We start from the raw sequence: 21,150 nt of genomic DNA on the forward strand, positions 1-21,150 counted from the left end.
CGCTCGCACCCCTTGACGTGAAGATTGGATCCTGTATCTTCAATCGACATACGTCCGGGGTTGCCCTGGTCGTCACAAGCCGGCCGGCTGCGGGCTGAGCGCACTCGTCCGCAGCCGGCCGATTCACACGGTCGACGTCGGCACGACTCACAGGAGCGGTTGATGGCCAAGATCTCTTTCGGTATCCGGGTGCCCAATTCGGGCCCGTTGTCCGGTGTCGAGAACATCGTCCGGACGGCGCAGAAGGCCGAGGAGCTGGGCTTCGACTCGATCTTCGTGCACGACCACGTGGTCTGGAGCACCGAGATGCACCGGCACCACATCTCGTCGGGCGCACACGAGGCACTCGCCGACGACCAGTCGGCTGACTTCTACGAAGCCCTCACCGTCATCGGCTACCTCGCGGCCGTCACCAGCCGGGTCCAGATCGGCGTGGCCTGCCTGGTCATGCCGACCCGCAACCCCATCTACGCGGCCAAGCAGCTGGCCACCCTCGACCACCTCAGCAACGGGCGGCTCATCGCCGGCGTCGGCCTCGGCTCGAAGGCCAGCCAGTCGTCGAACGAGTTCGAGGTGTTCGAGGTCGACTTCAAGAAGCGGGCCAGCCTCACCGACGAGTACATCGACGCCATGCGGGCCATCTGGACGCAGCCGCTCGCGACGTACCACGGCACGCACATCAACTTCGAGGACGCCGAGATCTACCCGAAGCCGTTGCAGCAGCCGAACCCGCCCATCTGGGTCGGCGGCTGGACCGACTTCGCCGCGCGCCGCACCGGCCGCGTCGGCGACGGCTGGGTGCCCGGCTGGCTCTCGCCGAAGGAGATGGCCCGCGGCGCGGAGATCGTCCGTGGCACCGCCACCGAGCACGGCCGCGACCCCGAGGCGATCACGATCGCCGTCGAGAAGCTCGCCGTCATCAAGCGCGACCGCGACGCCGCCCTGGAGCGCGCGATCCCCACGGTCCGCACCAGCAGCACGACCTACGAGCGCGATGTCGACGACATCTCGTTCGCGCTCGACCGGCACATCTTCGGCTCGGTCGACGACGTGAAGCGCCGGGTGGAGGAGTTCGTCGAGGCGGGCGTGACCCACTTCGAGCTCAAGCTCATCTACCCGACCATCGACGATCTCGAGGACCAGATGACCCTCTGGGCCGACGAGATCCTGCCGCTCTACCGGGACTGACACCGTCCGGCGGAGAGACGCGGCAACCCCCAAGAGACCCCGGAGTTCGTTCGTACATCCCAGCTGAAGGATTGGACGAGTTCATGTCCCGAACCACACCCCAGCCGCCACGCCGCCGTCGTGCGGCCGTCGCGGCCGCGCTCGCCGTCGCCGCCCCGCTGATCCTCGCCGCGTGCAGCGACGACACGGCGGCCAGCTCCGACGACGAGGCGTGGGAACCCGACCGCGACATCGAGTGGATCGTGCCGTACACGCCCGGTGGCGGCTTCGACACCTACTCGCGCGGCATCGCCGAGGTCATGCAGGCCGGCCACCTGCCCGACGGTGTCAACATCGTCGTCCGCAACTCTCCCCCGCTGCCCCAGGGCATCGCCTCGATGTTCAACGCCGATCCCGACGGCTACACGATCGGCATCCTGCCGATGCCCGCGGCGATCGCGCAGGAGATCCAGGAGCCCGACCTCGCGCAGTGGACGACCAGCGAGTTCACCGTCCTCGGGCAGGTCGACGAGAACGGCTACGTCGTCTACGTGCCGGACGACTCCGAGTTCGAGACCATCGAGGACCTCATCGCGGCCCAGGACATCCGGGCCATCACCGTCGAGGAGGGCTCGTCGTCCGCGCTGGCCGGCCTCGCCACCATCCAGGCGCTCGACCTCGACGCCGACGTCACCTACGGCGCCGAGGGCTCGGCCGAGGTCGTGACGGCGGCGCTGCGCGGTGACGCCGACTTCTTCGTCTACGGCAGCACCGACCTCGTCGGGTTCGTCGAGTCCGGCGACATCCGCCCGCTCATGTACCTGGGCACCGAGGACCAGCTGCCCGACAACGTCGACTGGCTGCAGGACGTGCCGACCGCCGAGGAGGCCGGCTTCCCGGACCTCGCCGGCGCCGTCACCGAGCTGCGTGTCATCGTCGCCCCGCCGGACCTTCCGGAGCCCGTCGCCGAGTACCTGCGCACCGCGCTCGCCGAGACCATGGCCGACGAGGAGTTCGTCACCTGGGCCGAGGAGGCCGGCCGGCCGATCGTTCCGCGGACCGCCGAGGAGACCGAGGCGAACATCGCGGATCAGATCGAGCAGATGGAAGAGCTCGTCCCGCAACTGGCCGACGGCTGACGGATCGGGCCGCGCTCCGGCGCGCCTGACAGGAGGTTTGGCTCGTGGATTTCGGTTCTGGCCTGGTCGAAGCCCTGCAGCAGATGACGACGTGGTCGTTCCTGTTGTGGTTCTTCATCGGCGTTCTGAACGGAACGATCTTCGGACTGCTGCCGGGGCTGAGCGGGTCGGTGGGCATCGCCCTCATGATCCCGTTCACCTTCGACATGGAGCCCATGCAGGCGATGGGCCTGTTCGTGGCGGCCCTCGCGGGCCAGAACTTCGCCGGATCCATCACGGCGATCCTCATCAACACGCCGGGGTCGTCGGTGAACGCGGCGACGACCTACGACGGCTACCCCTTGTCGAGACAGGGGCGCGGCGGCTTCGCCATCGGTGTGTCGGCGATGGCGTCGTTCCTCGGCTCGCTCATCGGCATCGCGATCATCATCGCGCTGTTTCCGCTGACCCGCAGCATCCTGCTCTCGTTCTCCTTCCCGGAGCTGACGATGCTCGGGGTGCTCGGGTTGGCGGTCATCGCGGTGGCGTCGCGCGGCTCGATGATCAAGGGCCTGATCGCGGGCATGGTCGGCCTGCTGATCTCGTTCGTCGGCTTCGCGCCCATCGGCGGTGACGTCCGGTACGTCTTCGGCCAGGCGGAGCTGTACGACGGCATCGGCGCGGTCATCGTGCTGATCGGCCTGTTCGCCGTCACCGAGGCGCTCAGCCTGATCGTGCACAACCAGAAGGTGGCGGCGGGTACCCGCACCGCACGCCTGGGCCGCTCGCAGGTCTGGGAGGGCGCCCGCTACGTCTTCACCAAGCCGTTCCTGCTGCTGCGCAGCTCGGTGCTCGGCACGGGCATCGGCCTCATCCCGGCGGTCGGCGGGACGCTGGCGGCCTTCCTAGCCTACTTCCAGGCCGCGAAGACCGTCCGGAACCCGAAGTTCGGCCAGGGCGACCCGCGCGGCGTCCTGGCTCCCGAGGCCGCCAACGACGCCAAGGACGCCGGCGCGGCGCTGCCCAGCCTCGCGTTCGGCATCCCGGGCAGCGCGGACTGGGCGATCGTCCTGGGCGCGATGGTCATGCACGGCATCACGCCCGGCCCGAACCTCATCCGCGACCAGCCCGACATCGTCTGGATGAGCATCCTGGTGATCATCGGCGCGAGCTTCGTGTCGTCGAGCTTCGGCATCGTGTTCGCGCCGTGGCTGACGAAGGTGACGAAGGTGCGGGCCAGCCTGCTGGCCCCGCTCATCATCGTGCTGGCGGTCACCGGGGCGTACGGCCTGGAGTCGCGGACGACGGACGTCCTGCTGGCCATCGCGTTCGGTCTGCTCGGCTACGCGATGCGGGCCATCGGGATGCCGGTCATCCCGCTGATCCTCGGCCTGGTGCTCGGCCCGATGGTCGAGCGGTCGTACCTGCAGTCGGTCGAGACGTTCGGCGGGCTCAGCGCGTTCGTCACTCGGCCGATCTCGCTGGTGCTGGTGATCCTCACGGTCGCCGTCATCGTCTTCGAGATCGTGTCGAACCGGCGCGCGAAGGTGTCCGCCGAGGCCAAGGAGGAGGGGATCCGGTCGGCGACCCGGCCGTTCACCCTCGCGGTCATCGGCGGGCTGGGCGTCGTGGCGGCCGGCTCGCTGGTGCTGGCGACCGACTTCCGCGAGCAGTCGCGGACGTTCCCGCTGATCATCTCGACGATCATGCTGGCGCTGGTGCTGCTCTACCTGGCCATCGCGGCCGTGCCGGTGCTGCGGCGCCGGTTCGGCGGGGTCATCGCCGACGGGCACGGCATGGAGCAGATGATGCAGGTGCCCGAGGGGCTGCTCGACCACCTCGACGAGCCCGGGGCGGCCGACGGCGACGGTGACGGCACGCAGCCGGCCCGGCAGGTGGCGACGAAGGTCGAGACGACGACGGCTCCGGCGGCGTCGGCGGCCGAGGTCGACGAGGAGGCCGAGAAGGCCGACATCGCCGCCCGGATGCGCAACTCGGTCATCCTGCTGATCGCGTTCGCCGCCGGGACCTGGCTGGTCGGCCTGGCGATCACGGTGCCGGTCGTGCTCTTCCTGCTCATGCGCTACGTCGGGCGCGAGAGCTGGCGGGTGTCGGCGATCACCACCGTCGTCACCTCGGTGGCGCTGTACTTCACGTTCGTGTCCATCCTGAGAATGCCACTCGAAGGCGGCCTGCTGCTGACCTTCTGACCGCCGTCGCGCGGGCCGGTGCGTACCCGTCACCACCGGCCCGCGCGACGTGCTGCTGTGACCCGAGTCGGTTCGAGAAAGGGAGTGGCCCGCCCATGGCGGATGGCGCGAAGGGCGCAGGCGGCGTCTCGCCGGGGATGGTGATCGCGGTCGCGAGCCTGTCCTCGGCGATCGTCACGTCCGGCATGCAGGGCATCGCGCCCGCGCTGCCGGCGATCCAGGACCAGTTCGACCTGAGCTCGGCCGAAGTCGCACTCATCACCAGCGTCTACCTGCTGCCGAGCGTGCTGTCGGCGCTGGTCGGCGGCATGCTGGCCGACCGCATCGGGACCCGGCCGGTCATCGCCGGGTCGCTGCTGCTCTTCGGTCTCGGCGGCGGGTTGCTCCTGCTCGAGATGCCGTTCTGGGGGCTGCTGGCGGTCCGGTTCGTGCAGGGTGCGGCGTTCGGCGCGGTGCTGTCGCTGACGGTGGCGGTGATCGGCGACGTGGTGTCGTCCGGGCCCGCGGCCGCCCGGGGACAGAGCAGACGGATCATCATGATGGCGATCGCCGAGGCGGTCCTGCCGATCATCGCCGGGCTGCTGCTCGCCTGGCACCTGGGCTGGTCGTCGCCGTTCGCGCTGCAGCTCCTGGCGCTGCCACTGGCGCTCATGGCCTGGCGGGTGCTGCCGCCCCTGGTCCGGGCTCCCGCGGGAGCCGAGGCCGACGCCGTCGGGACCCCCGATGCTCCGGCCGATCCGAAGCAGAGCGGGATGCGTGCGGTGCTGAGGGCGCCCGCCGTCGTCGGCGTGCAGATCCTGGCCGCGATGCGGTTCGTGTTCAAGTTCCCCGTCATCACGTTCTTCCCGCTGCTCGCGACCGACGAGCTCGGACTGTCCCCTGCGACCGTCGGCGTCGTCATGGGCGTCTCGGCCGCGATCTCCGCCGGCACCGCGGCCCTGACCGAGAAGCTGGCCGGGCGCTGGACGTCGGCGCAGCTCATCGGCGGCAGCCTGGTGGTCGCGGCGCTGGCCGTGGGCGGCATGGCGGCCGGCGAGTGGGTCGCGCTGGCGATCGTCGCGATGTTCCTGTTCGGCGCACAGGACGGCGTCTACGGCGTCGCGCACAACGTGCTGGTGACCGAGCTGGCACCGCCGGGGCTGCGGTCGACCTACGTCGGGCTGACCGGCATGGTCCGCAACGTCGGCAAGTTCGCCGCGCCCGCACTGTTCGGCGCCGCGACGCTGGTGCTGTCGATCACGCAGACGTTCCTGGTGCTGGGCGCCGTCGGCCTGGCGTCGGTCGGCGTGGCGCGACGGGTGGCGGCGGTCCAGTCGCGACTGGGACCGCCGCCGTCGTCGTAACTGGGTGGTTCTCCCGGTGCTAGAGGACGCCCGCGACGGTACCGCGGTGCACGTAGTGCTCCCAGACCTTGTTGGGACGATGCCGGCTGCGGCTGTAGCTCTGGCCGATCTCGGCGCACTCGTCGGCGCTGAGCGGCCGGAGCTCGCCCCCGCCCGCCGTCAGCTGCGTCGCGACGAGCAGCGTGCGCGCGTTCTCCTCGAGGTCGAGGCAGTCCATGAACAGTTCCTGGATGGTCGGCGCCACGAGGACGGTGCCGTGGGCGCGCAGCAGGCAGGCGCTGTCGTCGCCGAGGGTCTTCGCGACGGCGTCGCCCTGCTCGCGCGTGGTGATGTGGGTGGCGTCGGGGTGGACGGCGAGGCCTACGGGATGCTTGTAGGCGAAGTGGCGCATCGGCAGGAACGTCCGGTCGGTCATGCTCCACGTCGTCGACAGCGTCGGGTGGCCGTGGCAGACGAGCGCCGCGTCCGGGCGGTTGCGGTAGACGCCGGTGTGGATCGCCGTCTCGGCCGGCGGCGGGATCTCGCCCTCGACGAGGTTGCCGTTCAGGTCGACGACCAGCATGTCGTCCGCGGTCAGAGCCGCGCGGCTGGCGTCGCGCGGCTGGATGAGGACGGTGTCGGTGCCGGGGATCCGCGCGCTCAGATGACCGCTGTAGTCGAGGATGTCGGCCATCACCAGCAGCCGGGTACACGTGACGAGGTCGCGCTTCAACTGTTCGATGTCGGGGTCGCTCATGTGGCCTCCAGGTCGGGATGGATTTAAGATAATCGATGCGGAGGCGCGACAATAGAGCTCCGGCCATGCGAGATCGGGGGGCATCGCGGGCCGGCAGGAGTCCTGGCCCGGCGCACTTGGGGGGTCGCCGGGCCAGGTCCCCGCCTCCCCTCCGCCCCGGGCCACGTTGATCTTGGAGAATCCGCGGGATCAATCGGACATCTCACCCGGCGACTGCGCGGTTACTCCAAGATCAACTCTTGGTGGGGACGCGCGGGGCGGGGTCGGTGAAGAGGCGGTCGACCTCGGCGGCGCGGTGCGGGACGGCCCGCAGGCGGGCGAGCACCAGGCGCTCGACCAGCTCGTTCAGGGCGGACTCGACGACGGCGAGGTCCTGCGGTCCGAGGGTCCGGGCGCGACCGGCCAGCCGGGTCAGCTCGCGGCCGATGATCGCGTCGCCGCGCAGGCGCAGCCGCTCCACCGTCGGCGCCACGTCCGCGTCAGTGGCCATGGCCGCCTCCCTGCGCGCCCGGCAGTTCGCTGACGCCGTCGTACCGGAGCCGCAGCATCATGCCCTGGTCGGCGTGCGGCAGGTTGTGGCAGTGGTTCATCCAGACGCCCGGGTTGGCGGCCTCGAACGCCACCTCCCAGACCTCGCCGGGGCGGACGTCGAAGGTGTCGACCCAGAGCGGGCTGCCGGTCGTCGGCCGGCCGTCGCGCGCGAGCACGAGGACGCCGTGCCCGTGCAGGTGCCACGGGTGGGTCTCGAGGCCGCGGTTGACGACGGTGAACCGGACGAGGTCGCCGTCGGCCACCACCTGCTCGGGGATCGACGGATGGCCGCGGCCGTTCACCGTCTGCGCGAACGCCGGCCGGCCGTCGACCATCGCCACGCCGCGGTCGAGCACCATGGTGAAGTGCCGGTCGTAGGCGGTGTCGAGGTCGAACGGCACGTCGCCGGGCTCGCCGTAGCCGAGCAGGTCGAGCTCGGGCCACTCCCCTGTCGCCACGTCGCCGTCGCCGCCGCCCACCCGCAGCCGCACCTCGCCGTCGACGGTGAGGGCGACCGGTCCCGCGGGCATGGTGAACACCAGGTCGTAGCGGCCGCCGGCGGGCAGGCGCAGAGCCCGCTCGGACAGCTCGCCCGGTTCGTTGAGATCGCGCCCGTCGACCGCGGCCAGCCGGAACACCGTCCCGGCGAGAGCGAACCGGTGCGGCTCGGAGTCGGTGTTGAGCAGCCTCAGCCGGACGGTGGCGCCCTCGTCCGCCGCCTGCTCGAGCACGCCGTCGTCGTCGCCGATCGCCACGACGCCGTCGAACGTGTGCACCGGCAGCACGAGGTCGACGGCGGCAGCCTCGGCCTCGCGCGGGGTGACGACGAGGGTGCCGTACAGGCCGCGGCGCACGCCGACGTGCGAGACCTGGTGCGTGTGGTACCAGAACGTGCCCGCCTGGTCGGCGCGGAACCGGTAGCGGAACTCGTCCCCGGCCGCGACGACCGCCTGCGTGGTGCCGGGCGCGCCGTCCTCGCCGCACGGGACGTCGTAGCCGTGCCAGTGCAGCGTGACGCCGTCGTCGATGTCCTCGTTGCGCAGCGTCACGTCGAGCAGGTCGCCCTGGACGGCGGTGAGCGGCGGCCCGGGCAGCGCCCCGTCGAACGTCCACGCGTCGATCTCCTGGCCCGACGCGAGCGCGACGGTCGCCGTGCGGGCCGTGACGGTGTAGGGGCGGACGGCGCCGCCCACAGCCGGCGTCGACGGCCCGCGGAGGCCGGTCACCGGCGTGCCACGGGTGGGCGGCTCGACGGCGGCGGCTCCCCCGCCCGCGTCGGCGGACGGCGCGCGGACGAACAACAGGGCCAGGCCGTACACACCGGTGATCGAGACGGCGGCGGTGACCAGCTGGCGCCGCGTGACCTTCCCTCCCGGAGCTGCCTGCGCGGGCGTCGTCGCCCGCGGGGTGACGAGCTGCGCGGTCAGCAGCACGGCGCCGCCCACGCCGGCCACCGTGAGGAGGCCGGCGCTCCAGGTCAGCGGGTAGCCGCCCACGAACGTGACCACGAAGCCGGCCAGCGCGGCGTAGCCGACGGCGAGGAGCGAGACCACTCCCGCCGGCGGCAGCCCGCCCGCGTCCGCACCGGGCCGGGCCACCAGCCGGGGCCCGGCAAGGACCGCGGCCGCCGCCGTCGCCACCACCAGGAGCGGCAGCCCGAGCAGCACCTTCTCCTGCACGAACCACCAGCCACGATCGGCCAGCACCGCGACCAGCGCGAGCCGCCCGGCCACTGCCAGCGCCCCGGCCAGCGCCGCCACCAGCACGCGTGGTCGCGACGAGGCCGCCAGCACGCCCGCCGCCAGCCACAGCGCCGCCGTCAGGACCGCGACGACGTGGTCGAGGAGGACGAGCTGCCCGGTGCTCACGCCGCGCTGACGGAGGGCCGCTCGGTCCGCGCCGCCTTACGAGCCTCCGCGAGGACGTTGCCGGCCAATCCGCCGATCGCCAGCCCGTTCAGCGCGTGCAGGCCGAACACCAGCCGCCCGGCCGTCGTCGACGTGTCGCCGGAGTCGTTCAGGGCGTCGGCCAGCACCCGGATCAGGCTCTGCAGCAGCACGAGGCCGGCGATCGCCGCCGTCATGCCGATCAGCCGGCCGCCCACCCGGGCGATCGCGGCCACGATCGTCGCTAGGACGGCGAGCAGCAGCAACACCATGCCCACGACGGCGTGCGGGCCGAACGCCTCGTCGCGGGGCCGCTCGTCGAACGCGCCGACCGCCGCCAAGTAGAACTGCACCACGACCGCGGCCAGCATGAGCACCGCGAAGCCGAGAAAGACCTTGCGCATGTCGCGCTCCCTCCGGCCGGCACCGGCGCCGGCCTTCGGGAGCGATCATTCGCCCGTGCGGGGGTGCGAGTCGTCCGCTCGGGAACGGCCTCCGCTACGCAGATCTGCGTAGGCCGGCCGGCGCCGCGTACTCCCCCGGGCGTACGCGGTCCAGGACGCGGTTCAGGACACCGTCAGGACGCCTCGAGCCGCGCCCGCTCGGCCTCGATGTCGAAGTCGGCGGGCGGCCACTCGAGCTTCATCGCCTCGAGGTGCTCGACGATCAGGTGCGTCACCGCGAGGTTCCGGTACCACTTGCGGTCGGCCGGGACGACGAACCAGGGCGCGGCATCGGTGTTGCAGCGCTCGAGTGCGACCTCGTAGGCGGCCTGGAAGTCGGGCCAGAGCTTTCGGTCCTCGATGTCGCCGGGGTTGTATTTCCAGTACTTCGCGGGATTGTCCAACCGCTCCGCGAGCCGCGCCTTCTGCTCGTCCGCGGAAATGTGCAACATCACTTTCAGGACGACGCAGCCGGCGTCGGTGAGTTCCCGCTCGAAGTCGTTGATCGCGTCATAGCGCGTTTCGATCACCGCGGGGCGAACGAGTTTGCGCACCCGCGCCGCCAGGACGTCCTCGTAATGGCTGCGGTCGAACACGCCCACGCTGCCGGGACCGGGCAGCGCCTGCCGGATGCGCCACAGGAACCCGCGCCGCCGCTCGTCGGCCGTCGGCGCCTTGAACGACCGGATGGCGACGCCCTGCGGGTCCATGAGGCCGACGGCCTTGCGCAGCGTGCCGCCCTTGCCCGAGGTGTCCATGCCCTGCAGCACCAGCAACAACCGCCGCTCGCCGCCGCTGCGGCCGTGGGCGAACAGTCGCTCCTGCAGGTCGGAGATGGCGGGCTCGAACTCGGCGAGCGCGGCCTCGCCGTCGGCCTTCTTGCCCTTGAAACCGGGCGTCGACCGGGGGTCGACGGCGGCGAGATCGACCGGACCGGAGGGAACCCGCAGCAGCGACGACCACGACGGCTGACTCATCGATTCAGCGTAACGGACGGGGTCGGGCCGGGGGCGACTACAATTGACGATTCGGTCGGCAGGACCGAAACGGCTTCGGAAAGGGAATCTCATCGACGCCGAGAACCGCAGGGCGGAAACGCCTCCACGCGTTCCGTCCGGTGATTCGCGCGACGGCGCGGAACACCTGAAGGCCGCGCCGGCCCAGACTCCGCCGGCCCGGGCCGCCCACGACGACGCCGTCGACGAGGAGCAGCCCTACATCACCCGGCTCTACGAGCGGCTCGACGAGCTGAAGTCACGGCTCACCGCCCGGCTGGCCACGCTCTACCGCGAGCACGGCGGCACCCACGCGTCGGTCTGGGACCGCGAGGCGTTCGTCGCCCGCGATGTCGAGCGGCTCGAGCGCCTCGGCTCCGTCGACCGCGGGCTCTGCTTCGGCCGGCTCGACTTCCACGACGCGCACACGAGCTACATCGGGCGCATGGGGCTGGCCGACGACGACTACGAGCAGCTGCTGGTCGACTGGCGCGCCCCGGCCGCGGAGCCGTTCTACCGGGCCACCGCCGCCGACCCCGGCGACCTCGTCCGCCGCCGGCACATCCAGACCCGCCTGCGCAAGGTGCTCGCCGTCGACGACGAGGTGTTCGACCTCGACGCCATGCCGGCCGGCGGCCAGGGCACGCTCCGCGGCGAGGCGGCGCTGCTCGCGGCGCTGACGGAGGCCCGCACCGGCCGCATGTCCGACATCGTGGCGACCATCCAGGCCGAGCAGGACCGCATCATCCGCTCGCCGCTGGGCGGCGTGCTGGTGGTCCAGGGGGGCCCGGGCACCGGCAAGACGGTCGCGGCGCTGCACCGCGCGGCGTACCTGCTGTACACCCACCGCGACCGCCTGGGCTCCAGCGGCGTGCTGGTGGTCGGCCCCAACCGGACGTTCCTGCACTACATCGACCAGGTGCTGCCGTCGCTGGGCGAGACCGGCGTCGTGCTGTCGACGGTCGGTGAGCTGGTGCCGGGCGTCGAGGCCGCCGCCGACGACCCCGCCGACGTCGCGGTCGTCAAGGGCGACGCCCGCATGGCCGAGGTCGTCGCCGCCGCCGTCCGCGACCGGCAGCGGCTGCTGACCGGCGGCGCGGTGGAGCTGAAGGTCGACCGCGTCGAGCTGACGCTGGCCCCGCCGGCCGTCCGCGCCGCGCGCACCCGCGCCCGCCGCGCCCGCAAGCCGCACAACGTCGCCCGCCGCGTCTTCGTCCGCGAGCTGCTCAACCACCTGGCCGACGAGCAGGCCCGGGTGCTCGGCGAGTCGCTGGACGACGACGACCTCGCCGAGATCCGCGCCGACCTCGCCGGGGAGCCGAGCGTTGCCGCCGTCGTCGACGAGCTGTGGCCCGCGCTGACGCCCGAGCGGCTGCTCGGCGAGCTGTTCGCGTCGCCGTCGCTGCTCGCGACGGCGGCCGGCGACCTGACGGCGGCCGAGCGCTCGCTGCTGGCCCGCGAGCCCGGCGCCGCCTGGTCCACCGCCGACGTGCCGCTGCTCGACGAGGCCGCCGAGCTGCTGGGCGAGATCGACGACCCCGACGAGGCCGCGCGGCTGGCCCGGCAGCGCGAGGAGGCCGAGATCCAGTACGCGCGCGACCTGCTCGACGAGCTGGCGCTCGAGATCCCCGTCGACCCCTCTCTGGTGGCCGAGCGGTACCGCGGCGGCGAGGCGCGCCGATCCGTGGCCGAGCGGGCCGGGCTGGACCGGTCGTGGACGTTCGGGCACGTCATCGTCGACGAGGCGCAGGAGCTGTCGCCCATGGCGTGGCGCATGGTCATGCGGCGCGCGGCGGCCCGGTCCATGACGGTGGTCGGCGACATCGCGCAGACGGGGGCGGCCGCCGGTGCGCGCTCGTGGGCCGACGTACTCGAGCCGCACGTGCCGGGCCGCTGGCGCCAGGAGGCACTGACGGTCAACTACCGCACGCCGAGCGAGGTCATGGACCTGGCTGGGCGGGTGCTGGCGGCGATCGACCCGGCGCTGGAGGTGCCGACGTCGGTGCGCTCGACGGGCGAGGCGCCGCGGGTCGTGCCGGTGTGGTCGTCGCTGGACCTCGTGTCGCAGGTGGCGGCCGAGATCACGGCCGAGCTGCCGGCCCTGGGCGCGGGACGGCTGGCCGTGCTGGTGCCGGCGGGGCGCCTGGATGAGGTGTTCGGCGGGCTCGCCGACGCACTGCCGGTCGCCGTCTCGCGGGCGTCGACGACCGACGCCCTGGACGCCGCGGTGACGGTGCTGACGGTCGGCCAGGCGAAGGGCCTCGAGTTCGACACCGTCGTGGTCGTCGAGCCGGCCGAGCTGCTGGCCGAGTCGGTGCGCGGCGCGACCGACCTCTACGTCGCCGTCACCCGGCCGACGCAGCGGCTGGTCCTCGTCCACGCCGAGCCGCTGCCGCCCATGCTGACCTCCTGAGTCCGACGGGCGCGTGATGGCGGGTGGTTCGGTGGTGCCATGGCGCCACCGAACCACCCGCCATCCAGCCGACGGAGCCGCTGTCAGGCGGGGGCGACCTTGCGCAGCTGCTCCATGAACGCGCCGAACCACTGCGGATGGTCGGGCCAGGCCCGGCCGGTCACCAGGTTGCCGTCGACCACTCCGGCGCCGTCGACGAAGGTGCCGCCGGCGGTCTCGACGTCGACCGCGAGGGCCGGGTAGGCCGACGACCGGCGACCGGACAGGGTCTGGGCGGCCGCCAGCAGCAGCGGGCCGTGGCACAGGGCGGCCGTCGGCGCGCCGCTGTCCATGAAGTGCTTGACGATGCGCTGGGCGTCGGGGTCGTTGCGGATGTACTCGGGCGCGCGGCCACCGGGCACGACGACGGCGACGTAGGCAGACACGTCGACGTCGGCGAACGCGATGTCGGCGGGCCAGCTGTGGCCGGGCTTCTCGGTGTAGGTGTCGAACCCGTCGACGAAGTCGTGCACGACGAACTGCAGTTTCTTCACCGACGGCGCCGCGACGTCGACCTCGTAGCCCTCCTCGAGCAGCCGCTGGTACGGGTAGAAGAATTCCAGATCCTCGGCCGCGTCACCGGTCAGGATGAGCACCTTGGGCATGGGAAGGACCTCCTCGTCACGACGGACTCTCCACTCCGCAGTCTTCGCCGCAACGACGCGCCCGACCAGTGCTCTTATCGCGATTCGAGAGAGGCGGCGCCGTCCCTGCTCAAGGCCGTGAGCCGCGATACCGCCCGGACGTACTTCTTGCGGTAACCGCCGGCCAGCAGCTCCGGCGTGAACAGCCGGTCCAGCGGCACTCCCCCGGCGACGACGGGCACGTCGCGGTCGTACAGCCGGTCGGCCAGGACGACGAGGCGCAGGGCGGCCGACTGGTCGTCGACAGTGTGGACGTCGCGCAGGTGGACACGGCGGACCCCGTCGAGCAGCGGCCCGTAGCGCGACGGATGGACGGTGGCCAGGTGCGCGACCAGCGCGGCGAAATCGTCGAGGGTCACGCCGTCGCCCGCCGCGCTTTCCGTGACGACAGCATCCGGGATCGGCGACGGCGCCGACGGCAGCCCGCGGTGCCGGTAGTCGTCGCCGTCGACCCGCACGACGGTGAACCGGCCGGCCAGCCGCTGGATCTCGCGCAGGAAGTCCGCCGCCGCGAACCGGCCCTCGCCGAGCTGGCCGGGCAGCGTGTTGCTGGTCGCCGCCAGCCGCACGCCCTGCTCGGACAGCCGGCTGAGCAGCGTCGACACGAGCACGGTGTCGCCGGGGTCGTCGAGCTCGAACTCGTCGATGCACACCAGCCGGTGCCCGGACAGCGCCGTCACCGCGGCGCCGAACCCGAGCGCGCCGGCCAGGTTGGTCAGCTCGACGAACGTGCAGAACAGCTTGCGCTCCGGCGGCACCGGCGCGGCGTGCCAGAGCGACGCCAGCAGGTGCGTCTTGCCGACGCCGAACCCGCCGTCGAGATAGATCCCGCTGCCGGCGGCCGGCTCGGGCGCCCGCGAACGGAACCACCCGCGGCGCCGCATGCTGACCCCGTCGTCGATCCCCGCGGCGAACGAACGAGCGGCGGTGACGGCGGCAGCCTGGCTGGGGACGGCGGGATCGGCGCGGTAGCCGTCGAAGCTCACGTCGCGGAACCGCGGTGGCGGGACCATGTCGGCGACGAGCCGCGACGCCGGGACCTCCGGACGGCGGTCGGTGAGGCGGTCCGGCGGCATGCCGACAATCGTAGGGTTCTCCTCGTGCAGCAGCTCTATCCGCCCACGACCGCCCCGGCGTCGGCCGACCTCGCGGCCGCCTACGCCTACCCGCCGCTCGACGACGGCGCCACCTGGCTGCGCGCCAACATGGTGACCAGCATCGACGGTGCCGTGCAGGGTCCGGACGGCCGGTCGGCGACGGTGTCCAGCCCGCCCGACCGCGTGGTGCTGTCGCTGCTGCGCCGCCTGGCCGACGTCATCGTGGCCGGCGCCGGCACCGTCCGGGCGGAGCACTACGGCCCCGTCGACCGGCCCATCGCCGTCGTCAGCCGGTCCCTCGCCCTCGATCCGGCGGACCGGTTGTTCACCGCGGCGACGCACCGGACCATCGTGCTGACCTGCGCCGCGGCGCCCGCCGACCGGCTGGCCGCGCTGAGCGCCGTCGCCGACGTCGTCGTCGCCGGTGAGCACGACCTGGACGTCCCGGCCGCCGTGCGGGCGCTGGCCGAGCGCGGCCTGACCCGGATCCTCTGCGAGGGCGGACCGCACCTGCTGGCGGCGCTCGTCGCGGCCGGCGCGCTGGACGAGCTCTGCTACACGATGACGCCGTCGATGGTGGGCGGCGTGTCGGAGCGCATGCTGGCGACGCCGTCGAACCTGGTCAGCGACTGGTCGATCGGGCATGTCCTCGAGGACCAGGGCACGCTGCTGATGCGCTGGGTGGCGCGCCGGACCTGACCGTTGTCAGCGGCGTGGTACAGACTGGTCGCATGCGACTCCCGGTGCTCCCGCCCGTGCCGCCGATGCTGGCCAAGCCGGTCAAGGCGATCCCCGACGGCGACCTCAGCTTCGAGCCCAAGTGGGACGGCTTCCGGTCCATCATCTTCCGCGACGGCGACGACGTCGAGATCGGCAGCCGCAACGAGAAGCCCATGACCAGGTACTTCCCCGAGCTGGTCGAGGCCGTCAAGGCGAACTTCCCCGAGCGCGCGGTCGTCGACGGAGAGATCGTGCTGGTCGGCCAGGACGGCGACCGCCTCGACTTCGAGATGCTGCAGCAGCGCATCCACCCCGCCGCCAGCCGGGTGAAGATGCTGTCCGAGACCGTGCCGGCCACGTTCGTCGCGTTCGACCTGCTCGCCCTCGGCGACGACGACTACACGCAGCGCCCGTTCCGCGAGCGCCGCGCCGCGCTGCTCGACGCGTTCGCCGCCGCCCAGGCGCCCGTCCACGTCACCAACGCCACCACCGACAAGTCGCTGGCCGAGCAGTGGTTTCACCAGTTCGAGGGCGCCGGGCTCGACGGCGTCATCGCCAAGCCGCTCGACGGGTTCTACGAGCCCGACAAGCGCGTCATGTTCAAGATCAAGCACGAGCGCACGGCCGACTGCGTCGTCGCCGGCTACCGCGTGCACAAGAGCGGTCCCGACCGCATCGGCTCGCTGCTTCTCGGCCTCTACGGCGACGACGGCACCCTGGCCAGTGTCGGCGTCATCGGCGCGTTCCCCATGAAGCGGCGCGAAGAGCTGTTCGAAGAGCTGCAGCCGCTGGTCACGTCGTTCGACGACCACCCCTGGGCGTGGGCCAAGCAGGAAGAGGGCACCCGCACGCCGCGCAACGCCGAGTACAGCCGCTGGAGCAACGGCAAGGACCTCTCGTTCGTCCCGCTGCGCCCCGAGCGCGTCGTCGAGGTCCGCTACGACCACATGGAGGGCGTCCGGTTCCGGCACACCGCCCAGTTCGTCCGCTGGCGCCCCGACCGCGAGCCGTCGTCGTGCACCTACGCGCAGCTGGACGAGCCGGTCAAGTTCGACCTCGCCGATGTCCTTCGCTGATCTGCCACCCCTGAGCGACAATGGAGACGAGGCCGGTATGGTGTGCCACCCAGCCGCATCCGGCCAGGCGCCGACCCGGGGAGGTCGACATGTCGTACAACATCGTGGTGCTCGTGGAAGAACCCGTTGCCGACTGGGATGCGCGCCAGATCGTGGCGCTGCATGCCGACTCACCCGAACCCGTCCGCTACCACGTGCTGATCCCGGTCGAGGACGCCGCCAGCCGGGTCGAGTCGACCATCGGCTCGCTCGCGGCCAGTGAGGTCATGGGCACCGCCGCCATGTACGTTGACGAGGCCGACCTCGAGCGGGTGCACGAGGAGATCCGGGCGGCCAGCAAGCGTTCACTCGCCCAGTCGCTCGAGGCGTTCGCCCACGCGGGCGCCCAGGCCGGCGGCGAGGTCACCGCGACGGATCCGCTCGACCGCCTCTGCGCGCTCTCGACCGAGTGCGGCGCGGCCGAGATCATCATCCTCACCCGCCCGCACGTCATCGCCGAGCTCTTCCACGTCGACTGGACGGCGCGCGCACGGCGCCGGCTGAAGGTGCCAGTCCTGCACCTGCTGGCCAAGGGCGAGCCCGACTGGGAGTCCGAGGTCGAGGCCGAGCACGCCGCCGAGGCGGCGGAACGGGCCCGGCGGGCGACCGGCCAGGAACCCAACGGCGGGCCGGCCGGGACCACGTCGGGGACGGCATGAGGGAAGCGATCGAGCTGGAGGCCGGCGGCCGCATGGTCCGGGTCTCCAGCCCCAGCAAGGTCTACTTCCCCGAGCGCGGTCTCACCAAGCTCGACGTCGTGCAGTACTTCCTCGCCGTCGGCGACGGCATCCTCGGTGCGCTGCGCGAGCGGCCCACCACGCTCGAGCGCTGGCCGGGCGGCGTTTTCGAGGGCGCCAAGCTGTCGACCCGTCAGGACAACCGCGGCGACGCGTTCTACCAGAAGCGCATCCCCAAGGGCGCCCCCGACTACGTCGAGACCGCGACGGTCGCGTTCCCCAGCGGCCGCACCGCCGACGAGGTCTGCCCGACGGAGGTCGCGGTGGTCGCGTGGGCGGCCAACCTCGGCACCCTGACGTTCCACCCGTGGCCGGTCCGCCGGCCCGACGCCGAGCACCCCGACCAGCTGCGCATCGACCTCGACCCGCAGCCCGGCACCGACTACTCCGACGCCGTCGTCGTCGCCCACGAGGCTCGCGCGCTGCTGCAGGAGCTCGGCATGGACGGCTTCCCGAAGACGTCCGGCGGCCGCGGCATGCACCTGTACGTGCCGGTCCGGCCCGAGTGGGACTTCGTCCAGGCCCGCCGCGCCGTCATCGCCTTCGGCCGCGCGCTGGCGAGACGGATGCCCGACCAGGTGACCGTCGACTGGTGGAAGGAGGAGCGGGGCGAGCGCATCTTCATCGACTTCAACCAGATGGCCCGCGACCGCACCATCGCGTCGGCCTACTCCGTCCGGCCCCGCCCGCGGGCGACGGTGTCCGCTCCGCTCGCGTGGGACGAGGTCAACGACGCCCGGCCCGAGGACTTCGACATCACGACCATGCCGGCCCGGTTCGCCGCGGTGGGCGACCTGCACGCCGGGGTCGCCGAGGTGGCGTACTCGCTCGAGCCGCTGCTCGAGCTGGCCGCCCGCGACGAGAAGGACCACGGCCTCGGCGACCTGCCGTATCCGCCGGAGTACCCGAAGATGCCCGGCGAGCCGCTGCGGGTGCAGCCCTCCCGCCGCGCGACCTTCGACTAGGGCGTGGCTGACGGATCAATGGGTCCGCGGCCCCGGATCCGGGTTGATCATGGAAAAAGGCGGGTTTCCAGGGCCGTGGCAGCCGCACTTCTCCATGATCAACAACAGATGGCCACGTCATGCGCGTGCGGAGCACCCCACGCGAGTGAGGACGTCCGCCGATGACAGTCGCCGTTCCGATGATCATGTTCCCTCACGGCGCCACAGCGACCGCGAGGGAACATGATCACGAACAGGTGGGAAGTGCGTGTCGATCCGTCAGACACGCTCCAGGGAACACGGCCATCGTGCAGGGGGTTTTCCAGGTATGAGCTACCAGATCGAGAAGACCGACGCCGAGTGGCGCGCGGAGCTGACGCCCGAGGAGTACCACGTCCTGCGCGAGGCCGGCACGGAGCGCGCCTTCACCAGTCCGCTCGAGCACGCCGACGACCAGCCGTTCGTGTACTCGTGTCGCGCGTGCGGCGCGGAGCTGTTCGAGTCCGCGACGAAGTTCGACGCCCAGTGCGGGTGGCCGTCGTTCTACGCGCCACTGGCCGAGGACCGCGTCGAGTACATCGAGGACCGCAGCTTCGGCACCGTCCGCACCGAGGTCCGCTGCGCCCGCTGCGGCTCGCACCTGGGCCACGTCTTCCAGGGCGAGGGCTTCGCCACCCCCACCGACCTGCGCTACTGCATCAACGGCATCTCGCTGCAGCGCCGGGCCGCCGACCCGGCGAGCTGATCCGGCACACTGGGCCGGTGACCACCGACCTCACGCTGCACGTCGCGTCCTTCGACGAGCTCGACGCGGCGACGCTGTACCGGCTGCTCAAGCTGCGCACCGACGTCTTCGTCGTCGAGCAGAAGGACCCGTACCCCGAGCTGGACGGCCGCGACCTCGAACCGTCGGCCGTCCACCTCTGGCTGGCCCGCGGCGACGAGCCGGTCGGCTACCTGCGCATCCTCGACGACCCCGACGGGACAGCCCGGATCGGACGGGTGGTCGTCGCCGCCGACGCGCGCGGCGCCGGGCTGTCCGGGCGGCTCATGACGGCGGCCCTCGAGCGCATCGGCGGGCGTCGATGCGTGCTCGCCGCGCAGTCCCACCTGGCGAACTTCTACGCCCGCTTCGGCTTCGAGGTCACCGGACCCGAGTTCCTCGACGGCAGCATCCCGCACCTGCCCATGACCCGCCCGGGCACCGTTCGACCCGGGTTGCGAGGTTTGTGACCGGGGCCCTTGTTACCGTGTCGCTATGCAGCACGCCTTCCGAGCCGGCGGCCGCGGCCGGCCGGTGACCATGCTCGGCCCGGCGCCGGGTGCGCCGCTGGAGCTGACGGTGCGGGTGCCCGACGGCGTCGACCGGGATCACCGCGGGCCCATCGGCACGTTCACCGTCGCCAATCCCGGCGACCGGACGGTCGAGGGCCGAAGCGGGCCGGCCGCCTGGGCCTGGGTCGCCCGCGACGGCGTCGTGGTCAGCGAGCCGGGCGCCATGCCCGCTGTCGCCGTGCCGGTCGAGCTCGCGCCCGGCCAGTCGTTCACGTCGGACCTGTACTCGCTGCTCCCCGACGGCGGCGCCGAAGCGCTGCCGCCGGGCCGGTACGAGGTCTATGTGCGCTGGGACCTGCGCGACCACGACGGCACCGAGATCGCGTTGTACGCCGGGCCTACCGGCTTCGAGCTGCGCTGACCCGTCGCCGCGTTCCGAGCCGCACCCCAACCGGATCGCCGTCTCGCTCGTCCTAGGTGGTGAGAGAGGGCGGAGGATCAGGTGGCGAGCTGGGAGCACGTCTTCACCGACCTGGCGCAGAGCCGCGGCCGGGCGCTGCTCCGGTGCGCGTACCTGCTGACCGGCGACGCCGCGGAGGCGGCGGACCTGGTGCAGGAGGCGCTGCTGCGCACGTTCGGCCGGACGACGCGCGGGCTGACGCTGGAGTCGGCCGAGGCGTACGTGCGGCGGACGATCCTCACCGTCCACATCGACGGCCGGCGCCGTTCGGGCCGCTGGACGCGGGTCCGGCACCTGGTCGCCTCGCGCGATGAGGCTCCCGGCCCCGAGGTCTCGGTGGTCGACGGCGCCGACCTGCGCTCCGCCCTGGCGACGCTGTCGCCGCGGCAGCGGGCCTGCGTGGTGCTGCACTACTACGAGGACCTCTCGGTGACGCAGGTCGCCGAGGTGCTCGGCTGCGCCCCCGGCGCGGTCAAGCGCTACCTCAGCGACGCACGCGCCCGCCTCGAACCCCTGCTCAGCGACTCGCGGGAGGGACTGCGATGACTCTGCGTACCCAGCTGTCCGACCTGGCCGCCGACGCGCCGGAGCCCGGTGCGCTCGACCTCGATCTGCTCCGTGGCCGCATCATCCGCCGCCGACGGGGCCGGCTCGCCGCCGCGGGTGGTGCGGTGGTGGCGACGGTGGCAGCCGTCGGCACCGCGGCGGCGACACTGCTGCCCGGCGGCGACGTTCCCGCCGGCCCGCCCGTCGCCACGCCCGCTCCCGTGCAGCAGGCGTTCGAGGCCGGCGCCTGCGGCCAGCCGGTGCGCACCCTCGGCCGCGCCCCAGACGCTCCCCTCGAGCTGACGGTCGACCTGCACGAACCGACGAAGCGAGGCCTCTACGACACCATCGGTACCGCGACCATCACCAACGTCAGCGACGAGGTCGTCATCGGGACCCCGGACATCGCGAGTCCATCGATCACGCGGGACGGAGTCACCGTCCAGGAACAGAACGACCTGCGCGCGCTTATCGGTGTCGACCCGATCGAGCTCCAACCAGGTGAGAGCCTCACCGACGATCTGAGCCCGTTCCTGACGCAGTGCGACCCTGCCCCCATTGACCCGGGGTACCTGCCTGGTGCCCCCTACCCCGAGCCGGTCAACGACCGGCTGCCGCCGGGCAGCTACGAGCTGTACGTCACCTGGACCATGCGCGAGTCCGTGCCGGGCAACAGCGCGGGCAACCCCATCACGCTCTACAGCGGGCCGATCGCCTTCGACCTCGAGTGA

The 21,150-nt window shown here is 72.2% G+C and carries 21 protein-coding genes; 14 read left to right on the top strand and 7 right to left on the bottom strand.

The features are described from left to right. The first annotated feature begins 162 nt into the window (after positions 1–162). The 4 genes from HD601_RS27125 to HD601_RS27140 all read left to right on the top strand — a co-directional run bounded on the left by HD601_RS27125 (position 163) and on the right by HD601_RS27140 (position 5,838). A complete protein-coding gene (locus HD601_RS27125; RefSeq protein ID WP_184827233.1) occupies positions 163–1,188 on the top strand; it encodes an LLM class flavin-dependent oxidoreductase in 1,026 nt (341 codons plus the stop codon). An 83-nt stretch (positions 1,189–1,271) separates the two neighbouring features. Beyond that, the gene (locus HD601_RS27130) at positions 1,272–2,306 is read left to right on the top strand and encodes a Bug family tripartite tricarboxylate transporter substrate binding protein (protein WP_184827235.1); all 1,035 of its coding nucleotides are present in this window, start codon (positions 1,272–1,274) and stop codon (positions 2,304–2,306) included. A 44-nt stretch (positions 2,307–2,350) separates the two neighbouring features. Beyond that, positions 2,351–4,495 carry a tripartite tricarboxylate transporter permease gene (locus HD601_RS27135; RefSeq protein ID WP_184827237.1) on the top strand — a complete coding sequence of 715 codons (2,145 nt, stop codon included), beginning with the start codon at positions 2,351–2,353 and terminating at the stop codon, positions 4,493–4,495. Between the two features lie 95 nt (positions 4,496–4,590). Then, positions 4,591–5,838: an MFS transporter gene (locus tag HD601_RS27140; RefSeq protein ID WP_184827239.1), complete on the top strand. Its 1,248-nt coding sequence runs from the start codon at positions 4,591–4,593 to the stop codon at positions 5,836–5,838. 19 nt (positions 5,839–5,857) lie between these two features. Here HD601_RS27140 and HD601_RS27145 read toward each other — a convergent pair whose 3' ends face one another. The 5 genes from HD601_RS27145 to HD601_RS27165 form a co-directional block, all read right to left on the bottom strand. Then, positions 5,858–6,574 (bottom strand): class II aldolase/adducin family protein, encoded by a 717-nt coding sequence (locus tag HD601_RS27145; RefSeq protein WP_184827241.1) that lies wholly within the window; start codon positions 6,572–6,574, stop codon positions 5,858–5,860. Positions 6,575–6,806: 232 nt separating this feature from the next. Further along, positions 6,807–7,064 (bottom strand): hypothetical protein, encoded by a 258-nt coding sequence (locus tag HD601_RS27150; protein WP_184827243.1) that lies wholly within the window; start codon positions 7,062–7,064, stop codon positions 6,807–6,809. Continuing rightward, positions 7,054–8,973 carry a multicopper oxidase domain-containing protein gene (locus HD601_RS27155; RefSeq protein WP_184827245.1) on the bottom strand — a complete coding sequence of 640 codons (1,920 nt, stop codon included), beginning with the start codon at positions 8,971–8,973 and terminating at the stop codon, positions 7,054–7,056. Before HD601_RS27155 ends, HD601_RS27150 begins: the two co-directional genes overlap by 11 nt. Beyond that, positions 8,970–9,395 carry a DUF6220 domain-containing protein gene (locus HD601_RS27160; RefSeq protein WP_184827247.1) on the bottom strand — a complete coding sequence of 142 codons (426 nt, stop codon included), beginning with the start codon at positions 9,393–9,395 and terminating at the stop codon, positions 8,970–8,972. The genes HD601_RS27155 and HD601_RS27160 overlap by 4 nt, the downstream gene beginning before the upstream one ends. Positions 9,396–9,568: 173 nt before the next feature. Continuing rightward, positions 9,569–10,411 carry a PPK2 family polyphosphate kinase gene (locus tag HD601_RS27165; RefSeq protein WP_184827249.1) on the bottom strand — a complete coding sequence of 281 codons (843 nt, stop codon included), beginning with the start codon at positions 10,409–10,411 and terminating at the stop codon, positions 9,569–9,571. Between the two features lie 166 nt (positions 10,412–10,577). On the opposite strand from HD601_RS27165, the gene HD601_RS35120 reads away from it, so the two are divergent. After that, the gene (locus tag HD601_RS35120; protein WP_184830210.1) at positions 10,578–12,842 is read left to right on the top strand and encodes a HelD family protein; all 2,265 of its coding nucleotides are present in this window, start codon (positions 10,578–10,580) and stop codon (positions 12,840–12,842) included. 83 nt (positions 12,843–12,925) lie between these two features. Here HD601_RS35120 and HD601_RS27175 read toward each other — a convergent pair whose 3' ends face one another. Beyond that, positions 12,926–13,486 (bottom strand): DJ-1/PfpI family protein, encoded by a 561-nt coding sequence (locus HD601_RS27175; RefSeq protein WP_184827250.1) that lies wholly within the window; start codon positions 13,484–13,486, stop codon positions 12,926–12,928. A gap of 74 nt (positions 13,487–13,560) precedes the next feature. Beyond that, positions 13,561–14,601: a cell division protein ZapE gene (zapE, locus tag HD601_RS27180; RefSeq protein ID WP_184827252.1), complete on the bottom strand. Its 1,041-nt coding sequence runs from the start codon at positions 14,599–14,601 to the stop codon at positions 13,561–13,563. Positions 14,602–14,625: 24 nt separating this feature from the next. Here zapE and HD601_RS27185 point away from each other — a divergent pair, with 24 nt between their 5' ends. From HD601_RS27185 to HD601_RS27225, 9 genes are all read left to right on the top strand, one after another. Beyond that, positions 14,626–15,321: a dihydrofolate reductase family protein gene (locus tag HD601_RS27185; RefSeq protein ID WP_221441345.1), complete on the top strand. Its 696-nt coding sequence runs from the start codon at positions 14,626–14,628 to the stop codon at positions 15,319–15,321. 32 nt (positions 15,322–15,353) lie between these two features. Beyond that, positions 15,354–16,418 carry an ATP-dependent DNA ligase gene (locus tag HD601_RS27190; protein WP_184827254.1) on the top strand — a complete coding sequence of 355 codons (1,065 nt, stop codon included), beginning with the start codon at positions 15,354–15,356 and terminating at the stop codon, positions 16,416–16,418. Between the two features lie 89 nt (positions 16,419–16,507). Beyond that, positions 16,508–17,116: a hypothetical protein gene (locus HD601_RS27195; RefSeq protein ID WP_184827256.1), complete on the top strand. Its 609-nt coding sequence runs from the start codon at positions 16,508–16,510 to the stop codon at positions 17,114–17,116. After that, positions 17,113–18,159 carry a non-homologous end-joining DNA ligase gene (gene ligD, locus HD601_RS27200; protein WP_184827258.1) on the top strand — a complete coding sequence of 349 codons (1,047 nt, stop codon included), beginning with the start codon at positions 17,113–17,115 and terminating at the stop codon, positions 18,157–18,159. The genes HD601_RS27195 and ligD overlap by 4 nt, the downstream gene beginning before the upstream one ends. Positions 18,160–18,466: 307 nt before the next feature. Further along, positions 18,467–18,883 (top strand): peptide-methionine (R)-S-oxide reductase MsrB, encoded by a 417-nt coding sequence (gene msrB, locus HD601_RS27205; protein WP_184827260.1) that lies wholly within the window; start codon positions 18,467–18,469, stop codon positions 18,881–18,883. A 17-nt stretch (positions 18,884–18,900) separates the two neighbouring features. Then, the gene (locus HD601_RS27210) at positions 18,901–19,371 is read left to right on the top strand and encodes a GNAT family N-acetyltransferase (protein ID WP_184827262.1); all 471 of its coding nucleotides are present in this window, start codon (positions 18,901–18,903) and stop codon (positions 19,369–19,371) included. Positions 19,372–19,396: 25 nt separating this feature from the next. Beyond that, positions 19,397–19,834 (top strand): hypothetical protein, encoded by a 438-nt coding sequence (locus HD601_RS27215; RefSeq protein WP_184827264.1) that lies wholly within the window; start codon positions 19,397–19,399, stop codon positions 19,832–19,834. Positions 19,835–19,915: 81 nt separating this feature from the next. Further along, the gene (locus tag HD601_RS27220; protein WP_184827266.1) at positions 19,916–20,419 is read left to right on the top strand and encodes a sigma-70 family RNA polymerase sigma factor; all 504 of its coding nucleotides are present in this window, start codon (positions 19,916–19,918) and stop codon (positions 20,417–20,419) included. Next, entirely contained in the window at positions 20,416–21,150 is a 735-nt protein-coding gene (locus tag HD601_RS27225; protein ID WP_184827268.1) for a hypothetical protein, read from the top strand. Before HD601_RS27220 ends, HD601_RS27225 begins: the two co-directional genes overlap by 4 nt.

This window comes from Jiangella mangrovi (assembly GCF_014204975.1).
Classification (GTDB): Bacteria; Actinomycetota; Actinomycetes; order Jiangellales; family Jiangellaceae; genus Jiangella; species Jiangella mangrovi.